Source organism: Curtobacterium sp. UCD-KPL2560 (assembly GCF_001705035.1).
Classification (GTDB): domain Bacteria; phylum Actinomycetota; class Actinomycetes; order Actinomycetales; family Microbacteriaceae; genus Curtobacterium.
In genome coordinates this window covers 1-25,685 of record NZ_MCIG01000014.1, presented here as the reverse complement: position 1 = coordinate 25,685, position 25,685 = coordinate 1, and the positions used below count along the sequence as shown (strand labels likewise).

Genomic DNA, 25,685 nt, shown 5'->3' with positions numbered 1-25,685 from the left:
GGGACCTACCGGCTCAGAGCCGGTGACTGGTGGGCGGCCACTCGACGACGACGTCGTACTGGTCCGCGCGCTCCTTGCGGAGCTTCTCGTCCTGGCCCATCGGCACGCTGTTGCGGCGGAGGCACTGGACGATGAGGGCGTCCCCGGCGGCCTGCTGGGTGAGGCCGTGGAGGACGCCGAAGACGGCGTAGCCGAGGTCGTCGACGGAGGCGGGCTGGTTCGGCAGGCCCTTCATCGCGACCTGCAGGATGCCGTCGCCCTGCGTGATCTCCGGGTGCTGGTCGGTGTCGACCCAGTTGAGGATGATTTGCGGGTTGTCGACGGGGCGCTCGGTGCCGCGGAAGATCGGGACGTCGTCCGGACCGTAGGTGCCGGCGCCGGGGGACCAAACGCCGACGCCGGCCTCGTCGAGGAGCTCGGCGACGGCGGTGAGGAGCTGCGAGACGGGGGACGCGGGGATCGTCACAGGCGCTCCTCGAACACTCGGGCGCACGCGCGCAGGGCGGGGTCGCGGGCCTCGACGATGCCCGTGGTCAGGTAGAAGGACTGCCCGTGGGTGTGCTTCAGCGGCGCGCCGCGCATGCCCCATCGGTAGTAGACGCCGAACTCCTGGTACCGGGCGTACGGGCCGCCGTACCGGATGGTCGCCTCGTGACCGACCGCGGTGACGCTGGGGGAGCCGACGAGGTGGCCCATCTCGACGGGCACCTTCGGGGTGACGACCTGCCGGACGACCTCCATGCCGGCGGCGACCGCGGGGGTGACGGCGGCGGCCTTCCGGGCTTGCAGGCCGTCCCAGTCGAAGGAGTCCTCCCACTCGATCGACACGGAGGCTCCGATCAGGTGAGGGCGATCTGCACGTGGTCCGGGAGGTCGAGGCCGGCGGAGTCGTAGACGGTCGCGGCGAGGATGCGCGCGGGCCGCCCGCGGACGGTGACCTTCGACCCAGCGGTGAGCGTGCCGGCGTGCTCGAGCGGCGCGTACATGGGCGCTGCGACGACGAGCTGCTCGCCGGTCGCGGTCCGTGCGATCTTCGTGCCGCCGTCGATGAAGCACGGCACGTCGACGGGTGCCGCGTAGGCGACGCCGTTCCCGCCCTCGCCGAGGTACGTCTCGACGGTGATCGTGTGGACCCAGAACTCGTCGAGGTCGTCGGCGCTCATCCCTGGCTCCACGCGGTCGCGTCGAGCAGGTTGAGCTGCCGCAGTCGGGCGACCGCGGCGGGGACGAGCCCGGACACGGCGGCGGTGCGGGCAGCGGCGGCCTCGCCGGTGTCGGCGTAGGACATCCGGGCGGTGCCGATGCCCTTCGCGGTCTTCACGCCGGCCGTGACGACGCCGCCGGTGTCGGGGTCGATGTTGAGCTTCGACCAGGCGAGCGCCTGCAGGCAGGTCGCGTCGGCGAGGGCCTTCGCGATCGCGGGGTCAGTGGCTAGGCCGGTCGACGGGTCGGTGTCGTATCGGGCGCCGGAGGTGGCGTCGAGCACGAGCGGGGTGACGCCGTAGAGGAGCGCCCCGGCGTTGGCCGGGAGGCTCACCCCACGGGCCGTGCAGAACTGCGAGAACGCCTCGGAGGAGGCGAGCGTGTCCGGGATGGTGCTGCTGGTCATGCCCGCCTCCTCGAGGGGTCAGTCGTTCTTCTGCTGGGACCGCTTCTCAGCGATCGCGGCGCGGATCTCGTCGGCGGTGCCCTCGGCGGGCACGTCGAACAGTGCGGCGTCGGCCTTGAGCTGGTCGAGCTCGGCGGCCTCGCGCTCGGCGCGCTGCTCGTCGGTCTCGGTCGTCTCTGCCTTCACGCCGTAGCGCTCGATGAGGACGTCCTTCGTGAGCGCCTGCGCGTCGTCGATCGAGATCGGCTCGCCGCGGCGCTCCGACTCGGCGACGGCCCAGGTGGCCCAGACGTCCTTCGCGGCGCTGACCGCGGGGCGCTTGTCGGCCGGCTCGGTGCCGGCCGGGCGAGCGTGCTCGTCGTAGGGGCTGCCGTCGGCGTTGACCCGGCGGACGAGGCCCTTCTTGAGCTTGTCGGCGATCGTCTCGTGGAGGGGCAGCGACAGCTCGAAGATGCCGCCGCCCTCCCCGAGGATGTGCACGGTGTCCTCGGCCGCCATCAGATGCGGGTGTCCTGGAACGCCGTGACCGTGACGGCGGCCGTCGCGTCGACCGCGAGGGAGCCGTCGGCCTGCTGGAACCGTGCGGACTCGAACGGGCCGAGCCACGCGGTTGCGCCCGCGCCGACCGCGATGAACAGGTCGCCCTGCCCGGCCGCGAGGGCAGCGGTGCCGGAGCCAGCCTTGACCTTCACGGTCGCCGAGGAGCCGCCGCCGTTCGCGACGCGGAGGAGGACGCGCTCGAGGAACGCGCCCGCCACGACGACACCGTTCCCGTCGCCGACACCGGTCGCGGTGCCCGTCGGGTCGGTGATGGAGCCGTTCGCGACGAGCGCGGCGGCGGTGATGCTGGAACGTGCCATGAGGCTGCCCCTTCCTCGCTCAGTTGAGCGGGTCGATGGTGACGATGGCCGACGCGAGGCTGTCCGGGCGGACGTTCTTCGCGCCGTAGACGAGCAGGCCCTTGATGGCGTCCGAGAACGAGTCCTGCGGGCGGTACGCCTCGGTCTTGTTGATCTGCTCGGCGTAGGTGATCGCGCGGTCGTTGCCGGCGATCACGACGGACTGGCCCGTCGAGGCGTTCAGCACCGGCGCGTTGTTCGACATGATGATGTCGAAGCCCGCGGCGCGGCCGACCTGGCCGTTGCGGAGGCCGTCCTGCGTGCCCGACTCGTTCGCCTTGACGAAGCGGGGGTCGAGCAGGAGGAGGCCGTGCTGCTCCGGGGTGATCGCGACGGAGCGACCCTGGGTGGGGACGTTCGCCTTGTCGAGCCGGACCTTGAGGGCGACGAGCACCTTGTCGTAGAAGTCCGTCGGCTTCGAGATCGCGATGGTCAGCGGGGTGAGCTGGTTCGCGGCCTGGATCGACGTGTAGAACGACGCGAGGTACTGGTCGACGACGTCGCCGAAGGCGAACGCGGCCTCGTCCTTGAGCTGCGGCATGACGTCGCCCTTCGCCTGCCGCTTGTCGACGTCGTCGACCTCGAAGGCGAAGTACTTCTGCTGGTCGACGATCAGCGTGCGGGACGTGTCCGAGAGCTGCTCGGGGTCGATCTTCGTGACGTACGGCACGTACGTCCCGACGGTCGGGCGGCCGACCGAGGTGATGCGGACCGAGTCGCCAGCCTCGGCGATCTCGCCCTCGTAGTCCCGGTTGGTGAAGGCGCTGTAGACGAGGTTCTTGCGGAGCGCGACGAGGAGCAGGGCGCTCCAGATCGTCGGGCGGAAGTGGACGAATGCCACGGTGGGTCCCTTCGGGGTTAGCCGAGCAGGCTGTTGAGGCGGCCCTCGCGGTACGCCTTGTCGATCTGCTCGGGGGTCATCTGCGCGAGCTGCGCTTCGGTGATCGGCTGACCTTCGCCACTTCCAGTGCCGGTGTCTGCCGTGCTCGCACCGACCGCCCGGGTCGTCTTGAGCGAGGGGTCGGCGTCGACCGCGGCCTTGACAGCTGCGGCGATGCCGGTCGCATCGGTCGGGTCCAGCCCGGCGATGGAGTTCGTGAAGTCGAGGCGGTTGAGGAGCGCGTTCGCCTGCGCGGTGTCCGCGGCGGCCGTGAAGACGGCGAGGCGGCGCTCGGTGGCCTTCGCAGCGTCCTGGGCCTGCTGCACCGCGGCGGCGAGCTTCGCGGGGTCCTGCGCGTCGTCCTGCTTGAGGCCGGCGGCGATCGCGATCTTGTCGACGAGTTCCTGCTGCGCCTTCTCGGCGGCGGTCTTCGCGGCGGTCTCGCTGCCGGTGCGGTACCGGGCCGCGTCGTTCCGGGCATCGGTGATGACCTTCTGCGCCCAGGCGGGGAGCGACGCGACATCCTGCGCCTCGGCGCCCGCTCCGGTGCCGCTCTCGCCGCCCTGCCCGCCCTCGGAGCCGGTCCCGGCTCCCTCCGAGCCGCCGGCACCGGCGTCGCCTGCGCCGCCCTCGCCTTCCTCGTAGCGGATGCCCATGAGAGCGTGGCGGGTGCGGCCGATGACGGCAAGGCCGTCACGGTCGGCGATGACGGGGAGTGCGGTGCTGGGGACGATGCGGGTCACGGGAGCCTCCTGGGTTCCTCGGGGGTGGTGTCCGGCGCCTGGCCGGACGTGGGTAGGTCGGTGACGGGGCCGAGCGGCCACCGGTTCTCGGTCACGGGGCGGCGACCAGACGGTCGACGTTGACGCGGGTGCTGCAGCATCCGTCGAGGGACTGCAGGAACCGAGAGTGCGCGGACGTCGCGACGACGGTCCAGACGCGCTCCTGGTAGGTGACGGTGGACCCGATGCCGAGGATCACGTCGGCCTCCTAGCTGGTGAAGAGCGGGATCTGCGCGTACGCGTCGCGGAGGTGCGGCTGCTCGCGCCGCGAGTTGCGGGCGAGGTCGTCGCGGCTGTTGACGTGGTCCCGGAGCCGCTTCTGCGCCGCCCGGACCTTCGCCTTCGCGTCGGCCGCCCGGTCGCCGTCGAGCGCGTTCTCCTGCTGCCGCTTTGCCTTCCGCACCGCCAGCTCGAGGCGGCGCTGCTTCTGCACGGCCCGGTAGCGGGCCTCGTGCGCGGGCGTCCACTCCTGACGGGGCGGGAGCGTGGTGATGCCGGGGAATACGGCGGTGAGGTAGTGGCGGCAGTTCGGGTGGAACAGGCCTCGTGCGGCCGCCTCCGCGATCGTCGCGTCGACCCGCAGCTCCGGGGCGGGCACGGTCCCGTCGGTCAGCACAGCGCCCTGCCACGGCAGGCACAGCGGGCACGGGGAGCCGACGTCGGACACGGTGAAGTAGCGCACCCCGATCGCGTGCATCCGCTCGAGGTGGGAGGCGTTGAACGCGCGGGCCGCCGCGGTCCGGACCGCCATCTCCGTGTACGCCGACAGCGACCACTCGCGGCCGGACTTGTCGGTGAACCCGGTGATCCCGTTCGACGTGAAGTCCCGCCACGCGATCGCCTGCGCCTGCGCCGGGGTGAGTTCGACGTCGAGCACCTGCACGCGGGCGGCCTGCGGGGCGAGCATCTTGTAGATGTCGTTGTCGAGGCGGGTGATGCGGCGGCGCACGTCCTGCAGCTCGGAGACGAGCGACTCCCGGATCGCGGCCTCGGCGCGCACCGACGTCGGGACGCTGAGGTCGAAGTCCCGCGGCCGTCCCGCCGGCACGAGCGCCGAGCCCGGGGGCCGGCGAGGCGGGATGCCGCCGGGCGACCCCCTGGACGCGCCCGCCGGCAGTTCGCGGCCGAGGACCCGCCGGATGCGACCCTCGATCGCCTTCTGCGCCCCGCCGTCGGTGAGCTGCACGATGTCCGCCAGCACCTCCCGCTCGGCGGTCGCGGCGCCGTCGATCAGCTCCCCGTTGATGACCTCGTCGACGAGCGCCGGGGTGCGGGCGGCGAGCTGCTGGACGACCTGCCGCACGACGCGGCGGATGCCTGGCAGCGCCGACGCGAGCGACCCCGACCGGCGGAGGATCTCCGTGATCGTGTCGAGCAGGTGCGACTCGGCAGCGATATGGAGTGCGACGAGCGCCGCGACGGCCTCAGCGGTCGGTCGGCTCTGCGGCTCCTGGTTCGTCGCCACGGGCGGCCCCCTCGGTGTTCGCGTCGAAGCCGGCCATCGCCGGGTCGTTGAGGCCGCCGAGCGCGAACTCCTCGCGGATCTTCGCGGCCTCCTTCTGCACCTCGGTGTCCTGCCAGTCGGGGTGCAGGATCGCCACGCGCTCCTCGACGGACGCGGACTGGCCCTGGTACAGGGCGAGCGCGGTCTGCGCGAGGGCGAGCGGGTTGTCCTGCACACCGTCGGAGAACTCGATGGCGAGGTCCGTGACGTCGGTCGCGCCCGTCGCGAAGACGTGCGCGTCGACGAGGAGCAGCTTCTCGACGAACCGGAGCAGCGCGGGCTTCCACTCGCGGAGCTTCCGGCCGCGGGTCATCAGCGACCGCCGCTCCCGCGACTCGACCTCGGTCGCGGTGCGGCTGCCGGCGGAGTCGCCGGACGAGCCGGTGTCGAGGCCGAACGTCTGCGCCGAGTAGCCGGCGAGCTCGACGATCTGCTCGAGCAGAGCCCGTGCGGTCGCGAGGTACCCGGTCGGGTCGAACGTGGGCTGGACGACCTGCACCATGTCGGTGAGCCGTGCCTGATCCTTGCCGCCGAGCGCCTCGACGCCGACGTAGGTCTCCTGCGCGGTGTCGATCGCGTTGCCCTTGCCGACGCCCATCGACTTGGCGAGCGGCTTCGAGTACAGCACCCGGGCACGAGCGGCTCGGCGTGCGCGCATCAGGTCGGACATCGTCTCGACGAGCTCGTCCATGAGACGTTCGGTGCCGTCGAGGTCGGACCGCCCGAGGTTCCGGCCGACGGTGTCGGTGCGCCACAGCCGGTTCGGCGTCTGGTTCGGGACGTACGTGACCGCGAGGCCCGGGCTGCCCGTGGTGATCGTGCCGGGCAGGTTCAGGTCGACGTGCACGGCGAGGGGCGCGGTGACCTCGGAGTGGTCGAGGCCGACACTGATGCCGAGCGTGTCGGCCGTGCCCTGGTAGAGCCCGTGGAGGATGACGCCGACGCCGTTCGCGATCTCGTGCCGCTCGAGGTGGCGCCACACGTTGTCGCCCTCGGTCTTCACGACGGACCAGAACGTGACCGCCGTGAGGCGGCCGAACCGGAACTCGGGGTCGGCCTGGTCGGTGGCGCGGACCGTGGGGAACGCCTGCTGCGCGACCTTGTCGTCCCACGCCGCGACGAGGTACACGCCGCCGTGCGCTGCCGCCATCTCGGCGGCCTCCGCGATCGTGGTGTGGAAGTCATCGTCGAGGATCTCGTCGAGCCGCGCCTGCGTCTTCGCCGCCTTCACCGTGACCGTGAACGGGTCGGAGAACAGCAGGTCCGACGACGCCTGGCACATCTCCGCCGCGACGGGCATCGGGACCTTCGTGTTCCGGTCCTGCCCGGCGGTCGGCTCCCCGACGAACCAGCGCTTGACCGACCGGGCGACCTTCACGACCGCGCCGCCGGTCGCCTGCCGGGTCGCGTCGACGCCGCCGTACACGGCCGCGAGGCGGTCCAGGTCGCCCGTCCACCAGGCGTCCCACTCCTTGACCTTGCCGAGGACGTTCGAAAGGCGGGCCGGCGGCCATGCGGCCTTCGGGTCGCTGATCGGCAGCGGCATCCGAACCTCCTCGGGTCAGAACGATGGGGTGAGCGTGCGGAGCTCGGAGCGCCACTGGTGCTCGAGCGTGGTGACGATGTACCGGCCGGCGTCGAGGGAGTCGTCGGCGACCTTGATCGGCTCGTCGTGGCCGGCCTGCACCCGCTTCGGGTCCCACGAGTAGCCGGGTGCCTCGGTGATGAAACCCTGGCAGCGGTCGGAGACGCGGAGGTTGTCGTCGCCGAGGAGGGACGCGATGGTGCTGATCCCGTACTTGACGTCCTTGTCCGCGGCGTGCGTGTGCACGGGCGGCTCGCCGGGCCGGTCGCGGGACAGCTCCTCGCGGAACGACGCGCCGGCCTGGTCGGCGATCATCCACTCCGGCTTGAGGCCGTAGTCCTCGGGCATGTGCGCCTTCGGGAGCCACTGCTTCACGAGGCGCGCCTGCTCGGAGTCCGTGAACCGGTGCTGCGACTGGGCGGCGTCGATGCGGAGCTCGTCCATCAGGTACAGGCGGCGGTCGTAGCCGAGGCCGAGCGCGATCGCGGACGTCGCGTGGTTCGTGCCGTAGTCGATGCCGACGCCGAGGAACCGGCGGATCGGGGGCATGTCGTCGAAGCGGACGACGTGCCGGTCGGGGTCCCACATGTCGTAGACCGCGCCCTCGGCGGCGACCCACTCGCCGAGGATGAACCGGCGGAACCACAGGCCCGTGAACTCTCGGTGCTTCGCGGCGATGAACTCGGGGGTGAGCGACGGGTTGTCGGTCATCCGGAACTGGAAGTACCGCCAGTCGGGGAGCTCGGCGATGCGGTCGAGGAACTTCCGCTTGAGCCAGTGCGCTGGGTTGTCGGGGTTCGTGGTCCCGAACAGGCGGGCGCCCTTCACCGACATGCGGCCGAGCAGCTGGGTGAAGAACTCCTCGGGGATGACGGTGACCTCGTCGACGTACGCGCCGGCCACGGTCATGCCTCGGATGGTCTTCTCGGCCTTCACGTCGGACGCGCCGATGACGTGCACGCGGCGGCCGAGGATGTAGCCGGTCGGGGCGCCGGGCGTGTAGACGACCTGGTCAGCGAGGTCGCCGAACAGGGTGCGGTCCTGCAGCACGCCGAAGATGTTGCGGGCGATCGACTCCCGGGTCCGGCCGATCATCACGACCTCGCCGGTGGGCGGGGCGTCGGCGATGAAGATCATCCACGCGAACAGGGACACGAGCGTCTTGCCGGCACGGATCGACCCGTCCCAGATGTTGACCGAGGCGGTGCAGTCACGGATGCTGCGGAGCTGCTTCCCGGAAAACGGGGACCGGACGAACGAGTCGAGGGACACCTTCACCCCCGAGGATCGGTCAGAATGGCGGCATGGCCTCGACGACGTGCCCCTTCTGCCAGAGCTACTCGCACTTCACCCTCCGGTGGGGATCGCTCACGCGGTCCGGGGGGCGAGTGCAGTTCGCGGCGACTTGTGACCAGTGCTCCGAGCCGTCGACCGGTGACGCAACTCTCTTCCCTCCCAACGGCATCGAGGGTCAGGACATCACCTGGGTCAACCGCGCCCTCACGTCCGTCAGGGACGAAGACATCGACTGGTGGCCGCGGGTCGGCGTTAGCCCTGATGTATCCGACGTGCCAGAGTCGATCGCTCGCGCGGCGAGAGAGGCCTACTCGAGTCGGTCCGTGGGGAACCACATGGCCGCAGTGCTCATGGCGCGCACTGTCGTAGAGGCAACTGCGAAGGCGAAGGGCATCGATCGGGGCACTCTCGCCGTGAAGATCGACGCGATGCGTGACGCCGGCCTCATCCGACCGGCCATCGCCGAACTTGCACACGAGGTGCGCTTCGCGGGGAACGACATGGCACACGGTGACATCGACGTCCCCATCGACGACACCGATTCGGAGGAGATCCTCGCCCTGATGGCTGAAGTGCTCAGCGAGGTTTTCCAAGGGCCAGCGCGCGTCGCCAGGGTGAAGGCGAAGCGCCAGGCGAAGTAGCACCCGGCCCGGGCGTGACCCGAACACACCCGGACCGAGGCGTCTACTCGTCCCCGTCGGGGATGGCCTGCAGCGCCGCGCCGAGGTTCCGCAGCAGCGACTTCGCGTCGTCGGCCTTCTGGTCGCCGTCCTGCAGCTCGAGCTTCGCGGCAGCGGTCAGCGCGGTGCTGATCGTCGCGACGAGCGCCCGGTCGTGCTCGGGCGGGACGAAGTCGAGTGTCGTCGCGTGCTCCGCGCCGCCCTCACCACGGACGAGCGTCCGGAACGTCTCTGCCTCGAGCCGGTCGAGGTTCGCCTCCGCCCGGGTGTAGAGCCGCGCCACGATGTCCGCCCGTCGCTCCTTGAGCGTCCGGACCCGGGCAGCGACCGCGACCGCCGTCTGCGCGCGGGAGAAGTCCAGCCCGAGGGCCTTCGCGATCCGGGTGACCGTCGACGTGCCGAGACCGAGCTCCGACGCGATCGCGTTGCGCCCCATGCCGGACGCGTGCAGCTCGGCGACTCGTGCGCGTACGGCGGGGTCCTGGACTGGGCCAAGGGTCTGGGCCTCGTCGGTCATGGTTCTCGTCTCCGTGCGCCGCCTGGACGCTCATCGAAGGGTGGTCAGGCCTCGGGGTGCGCGTCTCCTCGGTAGTTCGCGAGGGTGCGGAGGCCCAGGGGGTTGCGGCTGCCGTGGTGGCGGTCGTTGGCGACGTCGGCGTGCTGGATCTGGAAGTCGATGGGGAGCCCCGTGAGGGACGCGAGGTACTCGCCGATCGCGATGCCGAGGAACGGGATGAGGTCGGGCGCGACGGAGTGGAGGGCGTCGTACCGCTCGGGGGCGAGCATGAGGCGGACGTCGACGTCTCGGTAGTCTCCGCGTCCCCCTGCGGACGGGGTGACGGCGGTGCCGACGAGGTAGGGCGTCGCGTCGAACGCTTCGGCGATCGGCTTGCAGGCCTCGTCGAGGAGGAACATCTGCCGGGGGCTGAACGCGCTCATGCTCTCCCTCAGCTCCGGTCTTCGATGACGTCGTCCATGACCAGGTCGAGTTCCGCGAGGGTCTCGGGGTGTAGGGGCGGGTCGGGTCTGCGGTTGCGCCGGGTGCGGTGCGCGGTGAGGTGCGGGTCGTCCGCGTCAGGCGGCCGGCTCATCCGTGGTGGCCTTGAGGACATCGGTGTCCGTGGCGGGCGGGTCGACGGGGGTCGGCTCGGGTGGTGCGGGGATGTACTCGCGGATGAGAGCGTTGAGCGCGTTGGTGTCGACGTTCGCGGTCGCGGTGGCGCGGATAGTGGTCTGGCCGCCCTGGTTCACGAACGCGATCGACAGGGTCGAGGCGTCGACTGCGTTCTGGTCCCACCCTGCGAGGGTGACGAGCGCGGCGTTGAAGTCGGCGCCGAGGTTGAGGCCGGCCATCGGGGCTACCGCTCGGGGCAGTCGTTCGCCTGGTGGTAGGCGAGCGCGGGTGCCGGGTCGGCGGTGGGCTCGGAGGCCCATCCGCAGCGGGGGCAGGTGGCGACGGTGTCGGGCACGGGTGTCTCCTCGTGGTCGGGGTCTCAGGGGTGGGCGCAGGTCGTCTCGGCCGGGAGAATCAGCGGCCGTACTGCGGCGGACCTTCGCGTGCATGGCGGGACACGCGTTGACGCCCTACCCCGGAGAGGGGTTCCCCGTGCTCGCGCCGCGTGCGGTGGTTCGCTGGCGGCGTCCGGAAGCCCGCTCGGTGAGCAAGGCGACGAGTGCAGCGGGGCTGGGCTGCGGTTGTCCGGTTGCGGCGTGTGCGGTAGCGGTGCGTGTCGGCGGGCACGGGGAAGATCGAGGGCGAGTGCGGAGGGGCGCCGAGGCGCGAGGCGCGCGCTCTGCGAGAGAGCACGATGTGTGGTTCCGCTGATCGACGCTCGCCGCGCCGCCGGTAGCCCGGATACACGAACGGCCCGGACAGATGTCCGGGCCGAGTCGTGGTGCATGCGAAGCATATCACCCTGGGGGTGCAGTTCGGGTGTACCCCGTTCGGGTGTCAGAGGTAATCGCGTGCGCGGCCGTGGCGGCGGCCGTTCTCCCGCTGCCAGTCGAGGAGGTCGCAGACGCGGACGTGCCGGGTCCCGCCGAGAAGCTCGGTCGGCATCCCGTCGGCCTGCCAGGCGAGCAGGGTGCGGCGGGAGCGGCCGACGAGCTTCTCGGCGTCGCGGAGGGTGACGAGCCGCTTCGGGTCGAGTCCGGTCACCGCGGCTCGTCGACCCAGCGGCTCGCCACCTTCGGCGTCGAGACCCTGGTCGTCACGGTCGTCCCGTCCGACGAGACCTCGCCGAGATCGGCGTGCCGGCCCTGCACGCGCCCCTCGTAGTGGGTGAGCGTCCTCGACGACACCCGCGTGTCCGCCGGGTTCCGTGCGGACTCAGCAGCGTAGGTCAAGCGGGTGCCGGCGTCTCGCCACAGGCTCTCGGTCGCGACGATCGTCGCTCGCTCGATCCAGGGCAGCTCGTCCCAGTTCGTGTCCGTCATGGGGGTCATCCTCTCTCGGTCGTGCTCGGCTAGCCACCGGTCGAACTCACGGCCGTGCTCGTCCGCCAGGATCGCGCCGTGCTGGCCGGCGTACACCGCGCGGACGTGCTCGGTCGACGGGGTGCACGGGTCAGCCACGGTCGCCCTCCTCCGGCCACTGGATGTAGCCGTCCACGCTGGCGTGCGGCCCGTCGTGGCCGAGCGGCTGCGTGCACGACGAGGTGACTGCCGGGAAGTGCGGGTGGCGCGCGCCGCACTCCGCCTCCTCGGCGGTCGGGGTCGGCCGCGAGAGCAGGGCGAGCACGGCGTCGGCCGCCCGGTAGTCCGCCGGGTACGGCTTGCCCGGCGTCGTGACTTTCGCTATCTCGACGTCGTAGACGTACCGGATCGCTTCTGCGATCTGCTCGCGCGTCGGCAGCGAGGCGGGCACGTGCTGGTCCTGCATGGCGGCGTGGAACGACGCGGCCCCTGCCTCGGTCAGGTGGAGCGGTTCCAGCGGGGTGACCGCGGGGGCGGGCGGCTGGGTCTGCTGGCGCTCGGCGGCGACGATGACCCGGCAGGCGGGGCACTCGTCGTCGCGGCTGTCCCAACCCTCGACGTGGTCCGGGCAGGGGCCGTCGAACAGGTGCATGGTCTTGCCGGTCGCGACGTCGATGAGGTTCTGCAGGGCGTTCATGCGGGTGCTCCTTCGATGCGGGGGACGGACGTGCCGACGGCGATCTGCCGTACGATGCGGGCGACCTTCCGGCCGGCGGTGCGCTGGTCGGGGGACTCGGTGCCGCGGACGTGGACGGTGCCGGCGGAGTCCGTGGACACGAGGACGTGGGAGCAGGACTCGCACCAGACGGTGACGTCACGGATCTCCGCGTCGGGGGACCAGTCGGCGGTGACGGCGTACTCGCCGCACTGCTCGCAGGGCCGCTTCCAGTGTGGCCGGTCGGGGCGGGCCTCGAGCGGGAACCGGGAGTAGACCAGCTCGACGGCGTGCGCGACGTCCCACAGGAACTCGGGGCCGCCGGGGTGCGCGGCGATCCGGTCCAGGTGGAGGAGCAGCCAGCCGGTGAGGTCCCGGGTGAGCTCGGCGGCGCCGGGCGGGGTGGTGGTCGACCGGAAGCCGAGCAGCACCCCGTCGGTGGTCCACTGCCCGGAGCGGAGCGCGACCTTGAGCGTCGTGATCGACAAGTCGCGGGCCCACCGGCGGACGTGTCCGACGAGGTCGACGTACAGGGCGTCGGCGTCGTCGAGCGCACCGACGTGCAGCGGAGCGGGCGGGGTGCGGGACGGAGCGCCCGGCTGTCCGTCACGGACCGCGCCGCCGGGGAGCCGGCGGATGCGGACGTACTCGACGAGCTCGGGGGCCTCGGCGAGGCGGCGACGTGCGCGCTCGACGAGCAGCGCGATCGCGAGCTCGTCGTCGACCTCGGGTGTGGTGGTGGTCACTGGGCTCTCCTGGTGTCGTGCTCCTCGCGGAGCTGTCGTGCGCGGGCGGCCCGCTGCTCGGCCGCGGTGAGGTAGCTCGGGGACTTCGGGTCGCCGAAGTCGTAGCCGCCCGTGTCGTTGCCCTGCGTGAGCGGCATCAGAACGGCGTCTCGTCGTCGAAGGACTGCTGCCCGGCCCACACGTCCTGCCCCTGGGCGCCGCCCGGCTGGCCCGCCTGGTCCGCGGGCCAGGCGTTGCCCTGGTACGCGTTGCCCGTGGCCGAGTGGTCGACCTGCTGCCCGTAGTGCGCCCCGGGCTGCTGGCCGCCGCCGGTCGCGGCGCCGTTCCCGCCGCGCGCCGCCCGGACGACCTGCGCGGTCGCGTAGCGGAGCGACGGGCCGATCTCGTCGACCTCGAGCTCGATGCTCGTGCGTTGCTGCCCGTCACGGTCCTGATAGCTCCGCTGCCGGAGCCGCCCCTGCGCGATGACGCGAGCGCCCTTCGTGAGGCTGCCGGCGATGTGCTCGGCGAACTCTCGCCATGCGGACGCGCGGAGGAACAGCGCATCGCCGTCGACCCACTCGTTCGTCTGTCGGTTCAGGGTTCGCGGGGTGCTCGCGATCGTGAAGTTCGCGACCGCGAGGCCGTTCTGCGTGTACCGCAGCTCCGGGTCGGCGGTGAGGTTGCCGACGACGGTGATGATCGTCTCGCCGGCCATCAGCGGGCCTCCTCGTTCGGGTCGGTGGCCTCGACGACGACGGGGTGCGCGATCGTCAGGTCCGCGGGGATCACGATGGTCGCCTCCGGGCGCAGGGGCACGAACGCGCTCGCGGGGATCTCGACGGTGACGGCGACCTCCAGGACACCGGCGCGCGGCTTCGGGGAGCGGCGCTGGGTGACGGCGACGACCTTCGCGCCGCGGACGCTGGCGGGGTTGTCGCGGTCGCCCGCGCCGAGGTAGCTCGGCCACTCGGGCTCGATCTGCAGGAAGGCGGTGGCCTTCACGGTCTTGTCGGTCATGCTGCTGTCCTTGCGTCTGCGGCCTCGGCCGCCTGTCTCTGCGAGTACGACCGGATGGCCGCCTCGATGTCGCTGTCGTCCGCCGCCGTGACGCCCTGGTCGAAGCCGCGGGCGCGGATCTCCCGGTCGGCGTCCGCGATCTGGCTGCGGACCGTGCGCCGCTCAACCTCGCCGCGCATCCGCGCCCAGAAGTCGCGACGGACGTAGTCGTGGGCGAACCGGACCTCGTGGTCCTGCCGAGACCACGGCCGCTCGGCGTCGAGGTCGCCGTGCACCCGCATCCGCTCCGCCTCCACGGCGGCCGGGTCGAGCTGCGCGACGAAGTTCGCCCACGCGTCGTCGCTCATCCGGGCACCTCCCGCCCGACCGTCCCCACCGTCAACGCTCGAGGCGTCTCGACGACGCCCGCCTCGATGGCCTCCGCCGCGATCGCGAACTCCATGCGTGCCGCAGCGAGCCGAGCAGCGACGTCGCGGGGGAGCGCCTGCCGGGCCGGCCACGATGCCTCGATGAAGCCGCGCGCCTTCGCCGACCGCACGTCCTCCTCGATCGCCGCCGGTGTCTGCCGGGTGTCGACCCGGATCTGCTCGAGCAGCACGCCGAGATCCAGGTACTCGCGGGGCGCGGGCTTCCGGAAGTGGTTGCGGACCGCGGTCCACGCGACATCGAAGTCGACGTCGCCGAGCTCCATCGTCCACACCTCAGCGGTGACGGCCGACAGCTTGCGGTTGTCGTAGCCGCCAGAGATGAGCGTGAGGAGGCGGCGCACTTCGGGCTCGATCATCGGGTGATCTCCTGTCTCGTGGGGGTCGAGGTGTCTGCGGCGGTCGCGAACGCGAGCAGCTCGGCGTCGCGGGTGTTGGTGCGCGGTGAGCTCTGGCGCCGTTCCTCGAGCTGGCGGTTCGCGGCGAGCCGGAGCCGGTCGTACTGCTTGCGGAAGGTCGGCATCGACAGGACGTTGCCCTGCCAGAACGAGTCGCCCTGCGTCCACCGCACGAGGCGCTTCGCGGCGTCGAGCTCGCGGCCATCGCGGTCGAGGAGCAGCCGGGCCGAGTCGCGCGACGCCTTCGTCACGGCGGGCCGCTTCGAGCCGTTCTCCTCGACGAGGTCCGCGAGCAGCTCGCAGAGCTCGGTGACGTCGGCGCGGTCCGCGACGTCTTCTCCTCCGGTAGGAGGAGAGGTCGGGTCGGGACGGGACGGGACGGGGGCAGGGTTACGAACCTCATCCGAACCGTCCTGTAACCCGGTTACGGACCCGGTTTCTTCTTGGTTCTGCTCCTGGTTACGACGCCGCCACTTCCGCAGCTTCTCGGCGTTCTTCTCCCGAGCGGCGACGACGTCCGCCTTCGTGGGCTGGAACTCGTCCCAGTTCACGAACGAGTAGCCCGTCGAGGTGCGCGACCAGAGGCCGGCGGTCACGAGAGCCTCGGCAACGCGTCGCGTACCGCCCAGCTCGACGATCATGTAGCTCGGCACGGCGCCGTCCTGCAGCTCCTTCGCGCTCCACGCGCCGCCCAGAGTCCACAGCCCGATCGCCGCGAGGCGGTCCCGGCGGGGGATGCCGAGCACCTTCCTCGAGGACGGCAGCCCGTCGTCGACCTTGAACCAAGGCATCAGCCGCCACCTCCTTCCATTCGTCTTCGCGCCTCGGCGGCGCTGATCTCGTGCACGCCGCCCTCGTCGTCGTAGAGGACCCATGCCTGTCGGAGCGTCCCGACGCCCGTGCGCACCCACCTGCGGGCCGGGAACGCCTCAGGCTCGGCCCATCCCGGGACGCCCCAGCCGTCGTGCGCGGCATCGGTGGGGTGGTCCGTTTTCCACAGGTGGCAGTCCGGGCAGAGCAGATGCAGGTTCGACGCCGCCGTCCGGCCGCCCTGCGAGCGGTTCTTCCGGTGGTCCCGCTGCGCGACGCCGCCGCGCCAGCACCGCTGGCACTGCTGCTCGTCGCGCTCGGTCACGATCGCGTACGCGCGCCGCGCATCCGTGGTGGTCGGCTGGTCGGCCTTCGGGCCGATCACGTTGGAGCTCCCGCTACGCTCAGCCGCATGCTGTCGCTCAAGCTGCTCGTCGGAGCGCTCATCCTCGCTTCGGTCGTGCTCACGCTGCTCGGGCTGTGGCGGGTGTATCGCTCCGCAACCCAGGACAAGCGCGACTTCGACGCTGCGCGGGCACCCGAGGATCCTGACCAGGTTTCGTACGGCCAGGCGAACTCGATTCTGCGCGCGCAGGCACGATCGTTGAGGAACGCGCCCACCATCGCGCTCCGTGACGCCGTAATCGTCGGTTCAGGTGTTATCACTGGTGCCGCGGCTGACGCGATCTCGCTCGTCTGGCTGTAGGAGCTCAAGCGGACCACGCAACCTTCCCGAACGCGTCCCAGCGGGCCTGCGACAGCTCGTTCTCGACGGGGTGGCCGACGTGGCGGGCGAGCATCGAGGCGAGAACGACGGCGTCCGCGGTGTTGTTGTTCGTCACGTCGGCCTGCGGGTACCGCTTCACGACCGAGGCCAGCACAACGTCCTTGTCCGCGCGGGTCTCCCCGGTCGCGTACTTCTTGACGTGCATCGGGTTGATCTCGTGCACGCGGTGGCCAGCGGCGACCAGACGGGTGAGTACGAGCCAACGGAGGCCGCCGAGATCCACGGCGCCCTGAGGCATGCCGTAGGCGGGCGACTCGACGACGACGTCCGCGCAGTCAGCGACCGCAGCGCAGATGGCGTCGGCGTGCTGCTCGAAGCGTTGGGCCTTCGTGGCGAGGGAGTCGGTCTTCTTGCCTGCGGAGCGGGCGCGGCTGACAATGATCCGGCCATCCGCGGTGATCGTCGCGATTCCGGTGTCGGTGAGGGAGAGGTCGAGTCCGCCGACGAGCGGGGCGACCGTGCGATCCTGGGGTTCCATGCTGTGTCTCTCGCAAGGGGGTGGAGTGTGGGTGGGGCGGTGGCCTGTGCAAGAGGCCACCGCCCCGGCTGAGCTACGGGCGGCCGGAGAAGACCGGCACGCTCGCGGGGATGCCGTCGTGCACCTGGGTCGTCTCGCCGTCCTTCGTGACGGTCTTGCCGTCGCGGATCTCGGAGACGATGTCGGCGAACGCGGCGTCGAGGATCTCCTGCGGGCGCTGCAGGACGATCCCGAGACCGAGCTGCGATCCGCGGAGCCGGTACCGGAACCGCGCGACGACGAGGTACACGGGGCCGCCGATGTACGGGCGGAGCAGCAGCTCGAGCTCCGTCGGGATCTCGATGTGCCCCTTCTGGCCGGCGCGGGCGGAGACGGTCTCCTTGTAGTTGAGCCGCACCTGCCCGGAGTCGAGCCGCTCGCCGCCCTCGAAGTCGACGGACGACTTCGCCTGGAACGACTGCGCGAGCTCGATGAGGACCGCGGTGTCCGGCTTCCGGACGTCGAGGGCCTGCTGCTCGATGAACTCGGCGAACTCGGTTTGCTCGAGGAGCTTCCCGTCGACCTTCGTCCACGCATCCCACGACTTCGTGTGCCGCAGCTCGAGGCGCGCGGTGTGCTTCTGCCACCCGCCCTGCGATGCGTCGTGAGAGTCGAGCACGGCGATGACGTTCGACGTCGGGGTGTCGGCGTAGACCTCGGTGTGCCCGTCGATGACATGCTTCTCGACGTACCGGACGAACGACTCGGCGTCGCCGACGACGCGAGCCGCGGTGATGTGCCGGGGGGAGTCGGCGTAGGCGTCGGTGTCGACCACGCGGGTCGACCCGTCGTGACCGGCCGTCCCGTAGACGACGCCCGGGGACAGAGCCTCCGCGCTGGCGGCCTGGCGGGCGAGGTCCGCGACGACGGCGGCCTCGGGGGTGTCGGTGTAGTTGGTCATGCGTCGAGCTCCTTGATCTCCCCAGTGGCGGGGTCGTGGGCGGGTGCATTGCGGATGTCGTCGTCGTCGAAGAGGGGCATCGACGACGGGTCGCGGCGGGACAGCGTGTGGTCGCGGTCGACGTACGTGATCGACCCCTGACGGTTCTTCTCGGGCCGCTTGACGGTGATCTTGTCGTTGACCTTGAGGGCGCTGACGGCGTCGTCGATCGGCTTGAGCTCGAGGGTGAGCGTGATCGTGCCGCCCTTCCCCGTCTCCTCGATCGCGGCGACGAGCTTCGTGAGCTCCTCGTGCAGTTCGAGGTCCGTCTTCGGTCTCGTCGACGCGAGGAACGCGGCGAAGCTCCCGGGCTTCTTCTGCGTCTCGTCCTTGGACATGGGTGTTCCCTTCCTGGGATGAACCGGCCGGGCGGCCGGTGGTCTGTGGGTCAGCGCGAGGCGCCGTAGGCCTGGCCGAGCACCTTGTTGATGTTCTGCAGGCCCATGAGGCGGGCAGCGAGGGCCTTCTGCAGCTCCTCGGCGGCGTGCAGGGTCTCCTTCTTGAGGTCGAAGTCGAGCCGGTGCGGCATGACCGCGAGGTCCGCCTCCGCGCGCTTCTCGGTCACGCTCATCGCCTTCGACCGGAGCAGCGCCTCGGCGCGCGCCTTGATGAGCGCTCGTTCGGCCTCGTACCGCTCGTGCCACATCTGCTTGATCGCAGGCACGGCCCGCTCGAGCCGTTCGCCGAGCTCGCGGATCATGAACTCGAGCTCGATCGGTGTGACGGGCTCGTAGGTGACGATCTCGCCGGTGTCCATCCGAGCGATGTCCTGCGTGCTCACGGCTGGCCTCCGTACCGGGCAGCGTCCGCCTCAGCCTGTTCGAACCAGGCGTCGTCGGAGAGCTCAGGCGAGGACACCGGCGCAGGCTCTCCCGTCGGCTGGGCGACGACGGGCTCAGGTTCGACCTCAGGAATGGGCTCGACGTCGGGCTCTGCCGGTTCCGCAGCCGGGGCGCCGAGCATGCCGTGGCGGGTCATCGCCGCGGTGCGCAGAGCGTCCGTGAGTTCGTCGCTGGCGCGAGCCTCGTCGAGCACCGCCTCGACCTGCTCGTGCGTCGTCGCGGCCGCGATTTCATCCGACCAGGCACGGGCCGGAGTCGCGGGCTCGGCGGGGCCTGCCTCGACCACGGCGCCCTCGCTGTCTACGGTCGCGCCGAGCTCCTCGGCCGTGTAGTGCAGGCCCATGAGGACGTCCTCGCCGCCAGCCGACGCGGCGTCGGACAGCGATCGCCACCGGCAGAGGCGCGCCGTGAACAGCTCCCACGGCAGCGGCTTGCCGTCCTTCGACCGTGCCCGGGGCCGCCACACGCCCTCGGCGTCCGGCGCGTACGAGTCGAGCAGGCCCGCGTCGACGGCGTCCTGCGGCGTCCACGTGTACTCGTAAGGGAACTCCGGGTCGTCCTTGCGGATCAGCGTCGTCGTGACGGCGAGGTCGCCGCCGCGGACGGAGCCGGTCTGCCGGATGCGGAGCGAGTGCCCCGCCTGCCGGAGCAGCGCCGACATGAGCGCAGGCTTGATCGTCGGGTGGCCCTCGATGACGTCTATGCCCTGCAGAGCGGCCATCGGGTGCACGCCGAGCATCAGGCCCGTCTCGACGACGAGCATGACCTTCCCGGGGGAGGGGCGCTGCTCCATCATGTTCGTGTCGGGGTTCCGGACGTTGTGCCAGAGGCCCTTCGGCAGCAGTTCGCCGGCCTGCGCGATCGTCTGCACGTAGTCGCGCTTCTCGGCGAGCGTCGCCCGGACGTACGTCGTGATCTCGGTGCTCATGCGGCTCTCCGTTCGTAGGTCAGCGCGACGCGGAGCCGCGCGAGGAGGTCAGTGGCGATGGGGACGATGAGGGCGAGCGCCTCGACGACCTTCGGGTGGTCGCGGGTGACGACGAGCCGGCGCGGGATGCCGTGCAGACCCTCGCGGAGGTCCCACTCGCCGTGCTCGTTCTTGACGAGCTCGACCCACAGGAACTCGATCTCGTCGGCCTCGGGGAGGACGCGGAACTGCCACGCGAGCTGCCGCCACTCCTCCCGCTCGGGGCCGTCCGTGATCCGGCCGAGGCGGGCCTTGCACTCGGCGAGGGTGAGCCGGCCGTCCGGGTTCACGCGGAGCCCGTCCGGGGTCGCCGCGTGGCCGGGCTCGTCGAGGGAGTGGATCAGCGCGCTGTTCTGCGGGATGCCCGCGTAGGCGAGCATCAGCGGCTCCCAGCGGTGCCCCTCCTCCGTGTAGGCGTTCCCAGTGAACGACTTCTCGGCGAGCTTCGACGCGAGGTACTTGTCGACGCTCGTCGGCTTCGCGAGCTTCTTCGCGTCGTACGCGCCGATCACCTGCCGGCGTGCGCCGAGCCACAGGTCGCGGTCGCGGCCGTCGACGATGATGCGGTCCTGCCAGGTCATCGGTGGGTGCTCCCTTCGTGCGAGCGGTCGAACATGGGGGCGAGGCACTGCACTAAAGCGGTGCATCCGAGCGCGCCGGTGACGGCGCCGAGGACGACGAGCGCGATCACGACAGATCCAGCCGTTCCGCGATGTCGGCGGCGAGCACGAGGTACTGCGTCCGGACCGCCTCGCTCGCGGCGCGGCGGGCCTGCCGCAGCTCGACCGGGGTGCCGATGCTCGTCGCGGGGATCTCCGGAGCACGGAAGACCTCGGGGCCCTCCTCGTCGAACAGGGCGATGAGGTTCGCGGTCCGCTGCTCCTCGGCGAGGGCGATCGTCGCAAGAGCCTGCGCCTTCGCGATCGACTGGTTGGCGTCGTAGTCGTGGCCCCGAAGCTGGTGCTGATGCGCTTCCTCGAGGGCAGCGCGGGCCTCTGCGGCGCTCACGCGACGACCGTCCCGTCCTCGATCGTGAAGCCGACCGACCGAGACTCGTCGACCCGGGAGATCCACACCTGGTACGACTTCTCCGCGGCGAGCTGCTCGACGATCGCGAGCGAATCGGAGTCGAGGGACTCGCCGCCGTCGATGCGCATGACGCGGATCGTCGGGTCGCCGGCCATCGCGAGGGCGGTCGAGACTCGCACCTGCTCGGCGGTGGACGCCTGCGAGAACGGGATGCCGTTGAGCGTCACGCCGTCGGCGTCGAAGCCGAGCCCGGGGACGGGCAGCTTCGCGGCAGCGATGCCGTCGGCCTTCTGCCGGTCGATCTCCTCGAGGCGGAGCGTGTGCTGCGCCTGCTCCCGCTTCCGGTCGGACAGCTCCTCGGCGAGGGCGGCGCGGTCGCGCTGCTGCCGGACCCGCTCGTTCACCTTGTCGAGCTCGGCGAGCTGATCGAGGAACGGCTGCGGGTCGTCCCGGTCGCCGAGCGCCCGAGCCGCCGCGACCGTCTCCGTCGCGCGGGTGGTCGCAGCCGTGAGGGCGTTCTGCGCGGCGACGAGCGCGTCGGCCGCCCGTTCTCGGTCGGCACGCGCCTGCCGTGCGGTCTCGATCGCCGTGTCGATCGCGCGGTTCTGCCGCGACACGGCCTCGACCGTCGCGAGCAGGTCCGCGGCGGACACCTCCTCGGCGGGGACCGTCGGGTCCGGCGCCGGGTAGCTGCCGAGCTGCCCCTCGAGGCGGGTGACGGCCCGGCCGACCTCGGTGCGGCGGTCGTAGACGCCCTTCCGCTCGGCGTCCAGCTTCACGGGGTCGAACCCGAGCGAGTCGCCGAGGGCGTCGATGAGCGTCGCGAGCTGCTTCTTCGCGTCCATGCGGGTGAACGCGAGCGGGTCGAGCGTGATCGAGCCAAGCATCCCGTCGAGGAGCTTCTGCGGCGACGAGAAGCGCGCGTGGTCGGACGACTCGACGGTGAGGGTGCCGGCGTCGTCCTTCGTCCACCGGCGGGTGGCGACGTAGGCGACGGTGCCGTGCTCGTCGCCGATCTCGAGCCGGGCGACCGCGGTGTCCTGGCCGTCGCGGATCGGCTGCACCGTCTCGCGGGCAGCGGCGCCGCCCTTGAGCACGGCGTAGATCGCGTCGAGGATGGACGTCTTGCCCTGCGCGTTCCGGCCGCCGATGAGGACGACGTCGCCGTCCGGTCTGATCTCGACCGCGGTGAGGCGCTTGTAGTTCTCGACGTTCAGCGCGAGGACTCGCAGTGGTGCGGGGTTCGGGTTGGTCACGATGTTCTCCTTGAGGGGATGGCTGATGACGCGCTCCCGGAGTGGGGCGCGGAGAGGCGCTGCGGTGGTCAGTCGCAGTCGGTCGGGTCGTCGAGCTCGGCGGCCCTGGCGATGGCCTTGCCGTCGCGGTCGTCGTCGAGCGGGCTCGATGAGGTGGGCCAGCAGACAGGGCAGGCGCAGCAGACGCCGTGCGCCCTGGTCACTCGTCGGCCGGCTCGGCGTTGATGACGGAGTGGAGGCGGAGGAGGGCGGCGACGAACAGGACGACGACGGCCCAGGCGAGCGCGGCCCAGACGACCGAGTACCGGTCGGCGGCGGACGCGAACAGCGCGGCGACGAACGAGAGGGCGACGAGCGCCAGCACGGCCCTCACGACGCCACCGGGAGCCCGAGCATCGCGAGCACCTGCGCGGCCTGCTCACCGCACCGCGCCTTCACGGTGGCGGTGACGCTGGCCCGCGCGGCGGCCGAGGCCGGGACGATCGCTCGGTCCAGTTCGGTGCGGAGGTCCGCTGGCTTCCGCGCGCTCAGGGTGCCGGTGTGCGAGCGGTGGGCGACGAGGGTGCTCATGCTGCGCTCGGCTTCTCGGTCGGGAGGTGGCGCAGCCAGTTGACGGCGTCCTCGATGAACACGATCGGCTTGCGGCCGGCGGTCGTCGGGTATCTCACCGTCAGGGCACCGGCGTCGATGTTCCTCCGGATGGTGTCCTCGGACACCTCCACGAGGGTCGCGAACGTCGGTACGGCGTACGCGAGCTTCTCGAACTTCACGTAGTCCGAGAGCTGGGGGAGCTCGACGGCAGGGGCGTCGTCGATGGTGGTCTGGGTCATGCGGTGGCTCCGTAGAGGTCAGACGGCCCGAGACGCAGGACGCCGCCGACCCGCACGATCTCGGCCATCGTCAGATCACCCGTGCGCAGGTGGTCTTCGAGGTCCGAGACGGGCAGGCCGGCGGCGAGAGCGACGGTGGCCGTGTCGGTGCCACGGGAGACGATGGCGTCAGCGATGCGCTGAGCCGGGTCCGTGGCGGGGAGTCTTCTTGTCACATGTGGCAAGTTACCCGTCACTTCTGACTTGTGCAAGCCGATTCGACTACTTTTTTGTCAGATGTGGCAGTTTCCGCCGCTACTCTGGTGTCGTGCCCCAGCCCTCGGACTTCATCAACCAGGCCCTCGCGGCCGTCCTGCGGGGCGCGTACGCGAAGCAGCGCCTCAACCGCGAGCAGATCGCGGAGCGCTCCGGCATCAGCCTGTCGACGATCCAGCGGTACATGAACGGGAAGGTCGACATCCCGTCGAAGTCGTTCCAGCGTGTCGCCGAGGCGATCGGCGTCCCCGCTGACGTGCTGTACGCCGAGGCGCTCCGAGACGCTGAGCGAATGTCGGTGGAGGCCACGCACAATGTGACCGACCTGCGCACCTGGAGCGCGGACCAGCTCGAGACGACAACCGAGGCGCGCGCGGCCAACCCCCGCGACCCGGAGTCCGACACCGACGAGAGCGACTGACCAGACTGGGGGAACGAGTGGGACGGTACGACCCCTACGAGCACGCAGCGCAGCTAGGGATCGACGTCATCCACCGCCCCATCCGATCCGCGAACGGCTTCTGGTACCCGGACCACAACCTCATCGTCATCAGGTCCGGCATGCGTGCCGTGCACGACCGGTCGGCCCTCGCTCACGAGATCGGACACGCCGACCTCGGCCACCGCGACGACCGACCGAAGCACGAGGTGCAAGCCGATCGGTACGCCGCGCTCCACCTCATCGACGACGAGGAGGCGGCGGAAATCTGCGCGTGGACGCAGGACCCGGCGAAGATCGCCGCGGAGCTAGGCGTGAGCGGAAAGCTCTGGCGCGTCTGGTGGAACGTCCGTCGTCAGGCGGGCGGAGATGCGGGAGAGAGCGTCGCCTAGGAGCGTGTGGTTCCCCCGGCTCAGGTAGCCGCGCATCGCCGAGAGCGTCGACTGCCCGAGGATCTCCATGATGACCGGCTCGGCGACGCCGGCTTGCAGCAGAAGGTCCGCGGTCGTGTGGCGCGCGTCGTGGAGCCGAGCGTCGCGGACGCCGACGTCGGCGAGGAGCTGGTGCCAGGCGTAGTTGTCCTTCGCCGGGTCGATGGGTGCCCCGTCGAGCGGGCGCGGCGTCTCGACGTACGGGTCCCGCTTCGGCGGGGCCGTCCACACGAGACCGTGCGGGTTCGGCTCGGACGCCGCGACCTCGAGCCGCCGCTCGATGATCGACCGCAGCGGCTCGACGAGGGGGATCGTCCGCCAGCCGGCGGCTGACTTCGGGCGGGTGAACCAGAGGCCGCCGCTGATGTGGCGGACCTCGTGGTCGGCGGGTGCGCGGAGGTACCGGTCCGGGCAGTCGGTCCCGCGGATGCGACCGCAGCGCGGTCGGCGGGGCTCCGGCGGGTTGCAGCCGTGCGACCAGGTGAGTCGCTGGAGCTGCCAGGAGATGTCGAGCCGGTCGGCGGTGACTCGGTCGAGTTCGAGGCCCAGGCACTCGCCCTGGCGGGCGCCGGTGAGGAGAGCCATCGCCCAGCGCGAGCCCATGCGGACGCTGTCCTTCGACGCGTGGTCGAGGATGCGGATGCCGGCGGCAGCGTCGAGGGTCACGAGCGACACGCGGCCTCGGCGGGGCGCGTCGACGAGCGTGGTGACGTTCCGCGTCACGCGCCCCTCTCGCTCGGCGTCGCGGAGCGCGGTCGCGAGGACCCGGTGCGCCTGCAGCGCGGTCGATGGAGCTCGGCCCTTCGCCGTGATCGCGTCGCGCAGCCGCCGCACGTGGGCGGGCTCGAGCTTGTCGAGCCGGACGCCCCCGATCGCGGGGATGATGTGCTGCACGATGAGCGACTGGTACGTCGCCGCGGTCTTCGGCCGGACGCGCTCGACTGCGATCTGCTCGAACCAGATGTGGAGCCACGCCTCGAGCGTCATCGATGCCGTCGGCAGGTCACCGGTCCGCTCGAGGTCGCGCTGCAGGGCCCGGAGCTTCCTGAGCACCGTGGCCTTGTCCTTCGACCGGACGACCTTCCGGCGCCGCTTCCCGTCCCGTGCGGGGAGCTCGACGCTCGCCGTCCAGTACTCGAGGGGGAGTGCCTTGTCGGCGGGGACGCGGTAGACGGCGCCCTCGCCCTTGCCGCGGGTGCGGTTCGTCACGCGGTCCTCCTGGTGGGCGCCCGCGGCGCCGGCTCATCTTCTGTCGTGCGCGCCCCATCGGCCGTCGCTGAGGACGCCGGTGTGCGTCGTTCTTCTACGTCGGCGGTTCGTCGTACGGTGCATGGTGTTCCTCTGGTGCTGACTCACTGGTGGGGCTGGGGCCGTGACCTGGCAGGGTCGCGGCCCCCTTTCGTGTTCCCGGGCTGGTGTGGCCGATCCGTGTAGACATCGGTATCGGCTTGTGCAAGCCGTTGGAAGCACGTGTGACACGATAGTAGGCACATCTGACAGATTGCAAGTCGGATAGGGCACATCGTTTCTGACTACGGATCAGAAGGTTGGGGGTTCGAGTCCCTTCGAGCGCACAACACAGAAGGCCCCGTCGCACTGCGGCGGGGCCTTCGTCGTTCCCGGGCGCCCCCGTGCCCGCCCCGTGCCCC

General features: G+C 71.1%; 43 protein-coding genes. 4 read left to right on the top strand and 39 right to left on the bottom strand.

From position 1 onward, the window contains the following. Nucleotides 1–13: 13 nt before the first annotated feature. From BEP24_RS05785 to BEP24_RS05735, 12 genes are all read right to left on the bottom strand, one after another. A complete protein-coding gene (locus tag BEP24_RS05785) occupies nucleotides 14–466 on the bottom strand; it encodes a hypothetical protein (protein WP_065961272.1) in 453 nt (150 codons plus the stop codon). Then, a complete protein-coding gene (locus tag BEP24_RS05780; RefSeq protein WP_065961270.1) occupies nucleotides 463–828 on the bottom strand; it encodes an HK97 gp10 family phage protein in 366 nt (121 codons plus the stop codon). Before BEP24_RS05780 ends, BEP24_RS05785 begins: the two co-directional genes overlap by 4 nt. Before the next feature lie 11 nt (nucleotides 829–839). After that, entirely contained in the window at nucleotides 840–1,163 is a 324-nt protein-coding gene (locus BEP24_RS05775; protein WP_065961269.1) for a hypothetical protein, read from the bottom strand. Continuing rightward, nucleotides 1,160–1,609, bottom strand: a complete 450-nt coding sequence (locus BEP24_RS05770; protein WP_065961267.1) for a hypothetical protein — start codon at nucleotides 1,607–1,609, stop codon at nucleotides 1,160–1,162. The genes BEP24_RS05775 and BEP24_RS05770 overlap by 4 nt, the downstream gene beginning before the upstream one ends. An 18-nt stretch (nucleotides 1,610–1,627) precedes the next feature. Continuing rightward, nucleotides 1,628–2,107: a hypothetical protein gene (locus BEP24_RS16480; protein ID WP_065961265.1), complete on the bottom strand. Its 480-nt coding sequence runs from the start codon at nucleotides 2,105–2,107 to the stop codon at nucleotides 1,628–1,630. Then, nucleotides 2,107–2,469, bottom strand: coding sequence for a hypothetical protein (locus tag BEP24_RS05760; protein WP_065961264.1), 363 nt, complete (start codon nucleotides 2,467–2,469; stop codon nucleotides 2,107–2,109). Before BEP24_RS05760 ends, BEP24_RS16480 begins: the two co-directional genes overlap by 1 nt. A 19-nt stretch (nucleotides 2,470–2,488) precedes the next feature. Further along, nucleotides 2,489–3,349 carry a P22 coat protein - protein 5 domain protein gene (locus tag BEP24_RS05755; RefSeq protein WP_065961261.1) on the bottom strand — a complete coding sequence of 287 codons (861 nt, stop codon included), beginning with the start codon at nucleotides 3,347–3,349 and terminating at the stop codon, nucleotides 2,489–2,491. 17 nt (nucleotides 3,350–3,366) lie between these two features. Continuing rightward, complete coding sequence (locus tag BEP24_RS05750) at nucleotides 3,367–4,131, bottom strand: hypothetical protein (protein ID WP_065961260.1); 765 nt, start codon at nucleotides 4,129–4,131, stop codon at nucleotides 3,367–3,369. Between the two features lie 91 nt (nucleotides 4,132–4,222). Further along, nucleotides 4,223–4,369 carry a hypothetical protein gene (locus tag BEP24_RS17465; protein ID WP_171898735.1) on the bottom strand — a complete coding sequence of 49 codons (147 nt, stop codon included), beginning with the start codon at nucleotides 4,367–4,369 and terminating at the stop codon, nucleotides 4,223–4,225. 9 nt (nucleotides 4,370–4,378) lie between these two features. Beyond that, nucleotides 4,379–5,635 carry a phage minor capsid protein gene (locus BEP24_RS05745; protein WP_065961259.1) on the bottom strand — a complete coding sequence of 419 codons (1,257 nt, stop codon included), beginning with the start codon at nucleotides 5,633–5,635 and terminating at the stop codon, nucleotides 4,379–4,381. Then, nucleotides 5,595–7,220, bottom strand: a complete 1,626-nt coding sequence (locus tag BEP24_RS05740; RefSeq protein ID WP_065961258.1) for a phage portal protein — start codon at nucleotides 7,218–7,220, stop codon at nucleotides 5,595–5,597. Before BEP24_RS05740 ends, BEP24_RS05745 begins: the two co-directional genes overlap by 41 nt. Before the next feature lie 15 nt (nucleotides 7,221–7,235). Then, nucleotides 7,236–8,537, bottom strand: a complete 1,302-nt coding sequence (locus BEP24_RS05735) for a phage terminase large subunit (RefSeq protein ID WP_065961257.1) — start codon at nucleotides 8,535–8,537, stop codon at nucleotides 7,236–7,238. A gap of 26 nt (nucleotides 8,538–8,563) precedes the next feature. On the opposite strand from BEP24_RS05735, the gene BEP24_RS05730 reads away from it, so the two are divergent. Further along, complete coding sequence (locus tag BEP24_RS05730; protein ID WP_083230127.1) at nucleotides 8,564–9,196, top strand: DUF4145 domain-containing protein; 633 nt, start codon at nucleotides 8,564–8,566, stop codon at nucleotides 9,194–9,196. A gap of 43 nt (nucleotides 9,197–9,239) precedes the next feature. On the opposite strand, the gene BEP24_RS05725 is transcribed toward BEP24_RS05730, so the two are convergent. The 14 genes from BEP24_RS05725 to BEP24_RS05665 form a co-directional block, all read right to left on the bottom strand. Next, a complete protein-coding gene (locus BEP24_RS05725) occupies nucleotides 9,240–9,752 on the bottom strand; it encodes a helix-turn-helix domain-containing protein (RefSeq protein ID WP_141693365.1) in 513 nt (170 codons plus the stop codon). A gap of 44 nt (nucleotides 9,753–9,796) precedes the next feature. Next, entirely contained in the window at nucleotides 9,797–10,174 is a 378-nt protein-coding gene (locus tag BEP24_RS05720; protein ID WP_065961253.1) for a hypothetical protein, read from the bottom strand. Nucleotides 10,175–10,309: 135 nt separating this feature from the next. Continuing rightward, nucleotides 10,310–10,588 (bottom strand): hypothetical protein, encoded by a 279-nt coding sequence (locus BEP24_RS05715; protein WP_065961250.1) that lies wholly within the window; start codon nucleotides 10,586–10,588, stop codon nucleotides 10,310–10,312. 598 nt (nucleotides 10,589–11,186) lie between these two features. Continuing rightward, complete coding sequence (locus BEP24_RS05710; RefSeq protein ID WP_065961248.1) at nucleotides 11,187–11,393, bottom strand: hypothetical protein; 207 nt, start codon at nucleotides 11,391–11,393, stop codon at nucleotides 11,187–11,189. Further along, nucleotides 11,390–11,809 (bottom strand): hypothetical protein, encoded by a 420-nt coding sequence (locus BEP24_RS05705; protein ID WP_065961247.1) that lies wholly within the window; start codon nucleotides 11,807–11,809, stop codon nucleotides 11,390–11,392. The genes BEP24_RS05710 and BEP24_RS05705 overlap by 4 nt, the downstream gene beginning before the upstream one ends. Then, nucleotides 11,802–12,347 (bottom strand): hypothetical protein, encoded by a 546-nt coding sequence (locus BEP24_RS05700; RefSeq protein ID WP_065961246.1) that lies wholly within the window; start codon nucleotides 12,345–12,347, stop codon nucleotides 11,802–11,804. The genes BEP24_RS05705 and BEP24_RS05700 overlap by 8 nt, the downstream gene beginning before the upstream one ends. After that, a complete protein-coding gene (locus BEP24_RS05695; protein ID WP_065961242.1) occupies nucleotides 12,344–13,111 on the bottom strand; it encodes a hypothetical protein in 768 nt (255 codons plus the stop codon). Before BEP24_RS05695 ends, BEP24_RS05700 begins: the two co-directional genes overlap by 4 nt. Beyond that, nucleotides 13,108–13,248: a hypothetical protein gene (locus tag BEP24_RS17460; RefSeq protein ID WP_171898734.1), complete on the bottom strand. Its 141-nt coding sequence runs from the start codon at nucleotides 13,246–13,248 to the stop codon at nucleotides 13,108–13,110. The genes BEP24_RS05695 and BEP24_RS17460 overlap by 4 nt, the downstream gene beginning before the upstream one ends. Further along, nucleotides 13,248–13,808, bottom strand: a complete 561-nt coding sequence (locus tag BEP24_RS05690) for a single-stranded DNA-binding protein (RefSeq protein WP_065961240.1) — start codon at nucleotides 13,806–13,808, stop codon at nucleotides 13,248–13,250. Before BEP24_RS05690 ends, BEP24_RS17460 begins: the two co-directional genes overlap by 1 nt. Continuing rightward, on the bottom strand, nucleotides 13,808–14,110 hold the full coding sequence (locus tag BEP24_RS05685; protein WP_065961235.1) for a hypothetical protein: 303 nt from the start codon (nucleotides 14,108–14,110) through the stop codon (nucleotides 13,808–13,810). The genes BEP24_RS05690 and BEP24_RS05685 overlap by 1 nt, the downstream gene beginning before the upstream one ends. After that, nucleotides 14,107–14,457: a hypothetical protein gene (locus tag BEP24_RS05680; protein WP_065961234.1), complete on the bottom strand. Its 351-nt coding sequence runs from the start codon at nucleotides 14,455–14,457 to the stop codon at nucleotides 14,107–14,109. The genes BEP24_RS05685 and BEP24_RS05680 overlap by 4 nt, the downstream gene beginning before the upstream one ends. Continuing rightward, the gene (locus tag BEP24_RS05675; RefSeq protein WP_141693364.1) at nucleotides 14,454–14,894 is read right to left on the bottom strand and encodes a hypothetical protein; all 441 of its coding nucleotides are present in this window, start codon (nucleotides 14,892–14,894) and stop codon (nucleotides 14,454–14,456) included. Before BEP24_RS05675 ends, BEP24_RS05680 begins: the two co-directional genes overlap by 4 nt. Beyond that, nucleotides 14,891–15,724, bottom strand: a complete 834-nt coding sequence (locus BEP24_RS05670; RefSeq protein WP_065961229.1) for a hypothetical protein — start codon at nucleotides 15,722–15,724, stop codon at nucleotides 14,891–14,893. Before BEP24_RS05670 ends, BEP24_RS05675 begins: the two co-directional genes overlap by 4 nt. Next, a complete protein-coding gene (locus BEP24_RS05665) occupies nucleotides 15,724–16,128 on the bottom strand; it encodes an HNH endonuclease signature motif containing protein (RefSeq protein ID WP_065961227.1) in 405 nt (134 codons plus the stop codon). Before BEP24_RS05665 ends, BEP24_RS05670 begins: the two co-directional genes overlap by 1 nt. 27 nt (nucleotides 16,129–16,155) lie before the next feature. Between BEP24_RS05665 and BEP24_RS17455 the strand changes: the two genes are divergently transcribed. Further along, the gene (locus BEP24_RS17455; RefSeq protein ID WP_065961225.1) at nucleotides 16,156–16,449 is read left to right on the top strand and encodes a hypothetical protein; all 294 of its coding nucleotides are present in this window, start codon (nucleotides 16,156–16,158) and stop codon (nucleotides 16,447–16,449) included. 4 nt (nucleotides 16,450–16,453) lie between these two features. Here the strand turns inward: BEP24_RS17455 and BEP24_RS05655 are convergent, their stop codons facing one another. From BEP24_RS05655 to BEP24_RS17445, 12 genes are all read right to left on the bottom strand, one after another. After that, complete coding sequence (locus tag BEP24_RS05655; protein WP_065961224.1) at nucleotides 16,454–17,008, bottom strand: hypothetical protein; 555 nt, start codon at nucleotides 17,006–17,008, stop codon at nucleotides 16,454–16,456. Between the two features lie 73 nt (nucleotides 17,009–17,081). After that, nucleotides 17,082–17,948: a DUF2303 family protein gene (locus BEP24_RS05650; RefSeq protein WP_065961223.1), complete on the bottom strand. Its 867-nt coding sequence runs from the start codon at nucleotides 17,946–17,948 to the stop codon at nucleotides 17,082–17,084. Further along, complete coding sequence (locus BEP24_RS05645) at nucleotides 17,945–18,325, bottom strand: hypothetical protein (protein ID WP_065961221.1); 381 nt, start codon at nucleotides 18,323–18,325, stop codon at nucleotides 17,945–17,947. The genes BEP24_RS05650 and BEP24_RS05645 overlap by 4 nt, the downstream gene beginning before the upstream one ends. A gap of 50 nt (nucleotides 18,326–18,375) precedes the next feature. Beyond that, nucleotides 18,376–18,768 carry a hypothetical protein gene (locus BEP24_RS05640; RefSeq protein WP_065961218.1) on the bottom strand — a complete coding sequence of 131 codons (393 nt, stop codon included), beginning with the start codon at nucleotides 18,766–18,768 and terminating at the stop codon, nucleotides 18,376–18,378. Continuing rightward, nucleotides 18,765–19,757: a hypothetical protein gene (locus tag BEP24_RS05635; RefSeq protein WP_065961216.1), complete on the bottom strand. Its 993-nt coding sequence runs from the start codon at nucleotides 19,755–19,757 to the stop codon at nucleotides 18,765–18,767. Before BEP24_RS05635 ends, BEP24_RS05640 begins: the two co-directional genes overlap by 4 nt. Continuing rightward, complete coding sequence (locus BEP24_RS05630; protein ID WP_065961213.1) at nucleotides 19,754–20,377, bottom strand: hypothetical protein; 624 nt, start codon at nucleotides 20,375–20,377, stop codon at nucleotides 19,754–19,756. The genes BEP24_RS05635 and BEP24_RS05630 overlap by 4 nt, the downstream gene beginning before the upstream one ends. Nucleotides 20,378–20,483: 106 nt before the next feature. Beyond that, nucleotides 20,484–20,804, bottom strand: a complete 321-nt coding sequence (locus tag BEP24_RS16940; protein WP_065961211.1) for a hypothetical protein — start codon at nucleotides 20,802–20,804, stop codon at nucleotides 20,484–20,486. After that, nucleotides 20,801–22,081 carry an AAA family ATPase gene (locus BEP24_RS05620; protein WP_065961207.1) on the bottom strand — a complete coding sequence of 427 codons (1,281 nt, stop codon included), beginning with the start codon at nucleotides 22,079–22,081 and terminating at the stop codon, nucleotides 20,801–20,803. The genes BEP24_RS16940 and BEP24_RS05620 overlap by 4 nt, the downstream gene beginning before the upstream one ends. Before the next feature lie 199 nt (nucleotides 22,082–22,280). After that, nucleotides 22,281–22,454: a hypothetical protein gene (locus tag BEP24_RS17450; RefSeq protein WP_171898733.1), complete on the bottom strand. Its 174-nt coding sequence runs from the start codon at nucleotides 22,452–22,454 to the stop codon at nucleotides 22,281–22,283. Further along, on the bottom strand, nucleotides 22,451–22,651 hold the full coding sequence (locus BEP24_RS05615; protein WP_065961202.1) for a hypothetical protein: 201 nt from the start codon (nucleotides 22,649–22,651) through the stop codon (nucleotides 22,451–22,453). The genes BEP24_RS17450 and BEP24_RS05615 overlap by 4 nt, the downstream gene beginning before the upstream one ends. Next, nucleotides 22,648–22,911 (bottom strand): hypothetical protein, encoded by a 264-nt coding sequence (locus BEP24_RS05610; protein WP_065961198.1) that lies wholly within the window; start codon nucleotides 22,909–22,911, stop codon nucleotides 22,648–22,650. The genes BEP24_RS05615 and BEP24_RS05610 overlap by 4 nt, the downstream gene beginning before the upstream one ends. Next, nucleotides 22,908–23,162: a hypothetical protein gene (locus BEP24_RS17445; protein WP_171898732.1), complete on the bottom strand. Its 255-nt coding sequence runs from the start codon at nucleotides 23,160–23,162 to the stop codon at nucleotides 22,908–22,910. Before BEP24_RS17445 ends, BEP24_RS05610 begins: the two co-directional genes overlap by 4 nt. Before the next feature lie 56 nt (nucleotides 23,163–23,218). Here BEP24_RS17445 and BEP24_RS17440 point away from each other — a divergent pair, with 56 nt between their 5' ends. Further along, a complete protein-coding gene (locus BEP24_RS17440) occupies nucleotides 23,219–23,587 on the top strand; it encodes a helix-turn-helix transcriptional regulator (RefSeq protein ID WP_065961194.1) in 369 nt (122 codons plus the stop codon). A 17-nt stretch (nucleotides 23,588–23,604) separates the two neighbouring features. After that, nucleotides 23,605–23,997 carry an ImmA/IrrE family metallo-endopeptidase gene (locus BEP24_RS05595; RefSeq protein ID WP_065961193.1) on the top strand — a complete coding sequence of 131 codons (393 nt, stop codon included), beginning with the start codon at nucleotides 23,605–23,607 and terminating at the stop codon, nucleotides 23,995–23,997. On the opposite strand, the gene BEP24_RS05590 is transcribed toward BEP24_RS05595, so the two are convergent. Then, nucleotides 23,914–25,245, bottom strand: coding sequence for a site-specific integrase (locus BEP24_RS05590; RefSeq protein WP_065961191.1), 1,332 nt, complete (start codon nucleotides 25,243–25,245; stop codon nucleotides 23,914–23,916). The genes BEP24_RS05595 and BEP24_RS05590 overlap by 84 nt on opposite strands. Nucleotides 25,246–25,685 lie beyond the last annotated feature (440 nt).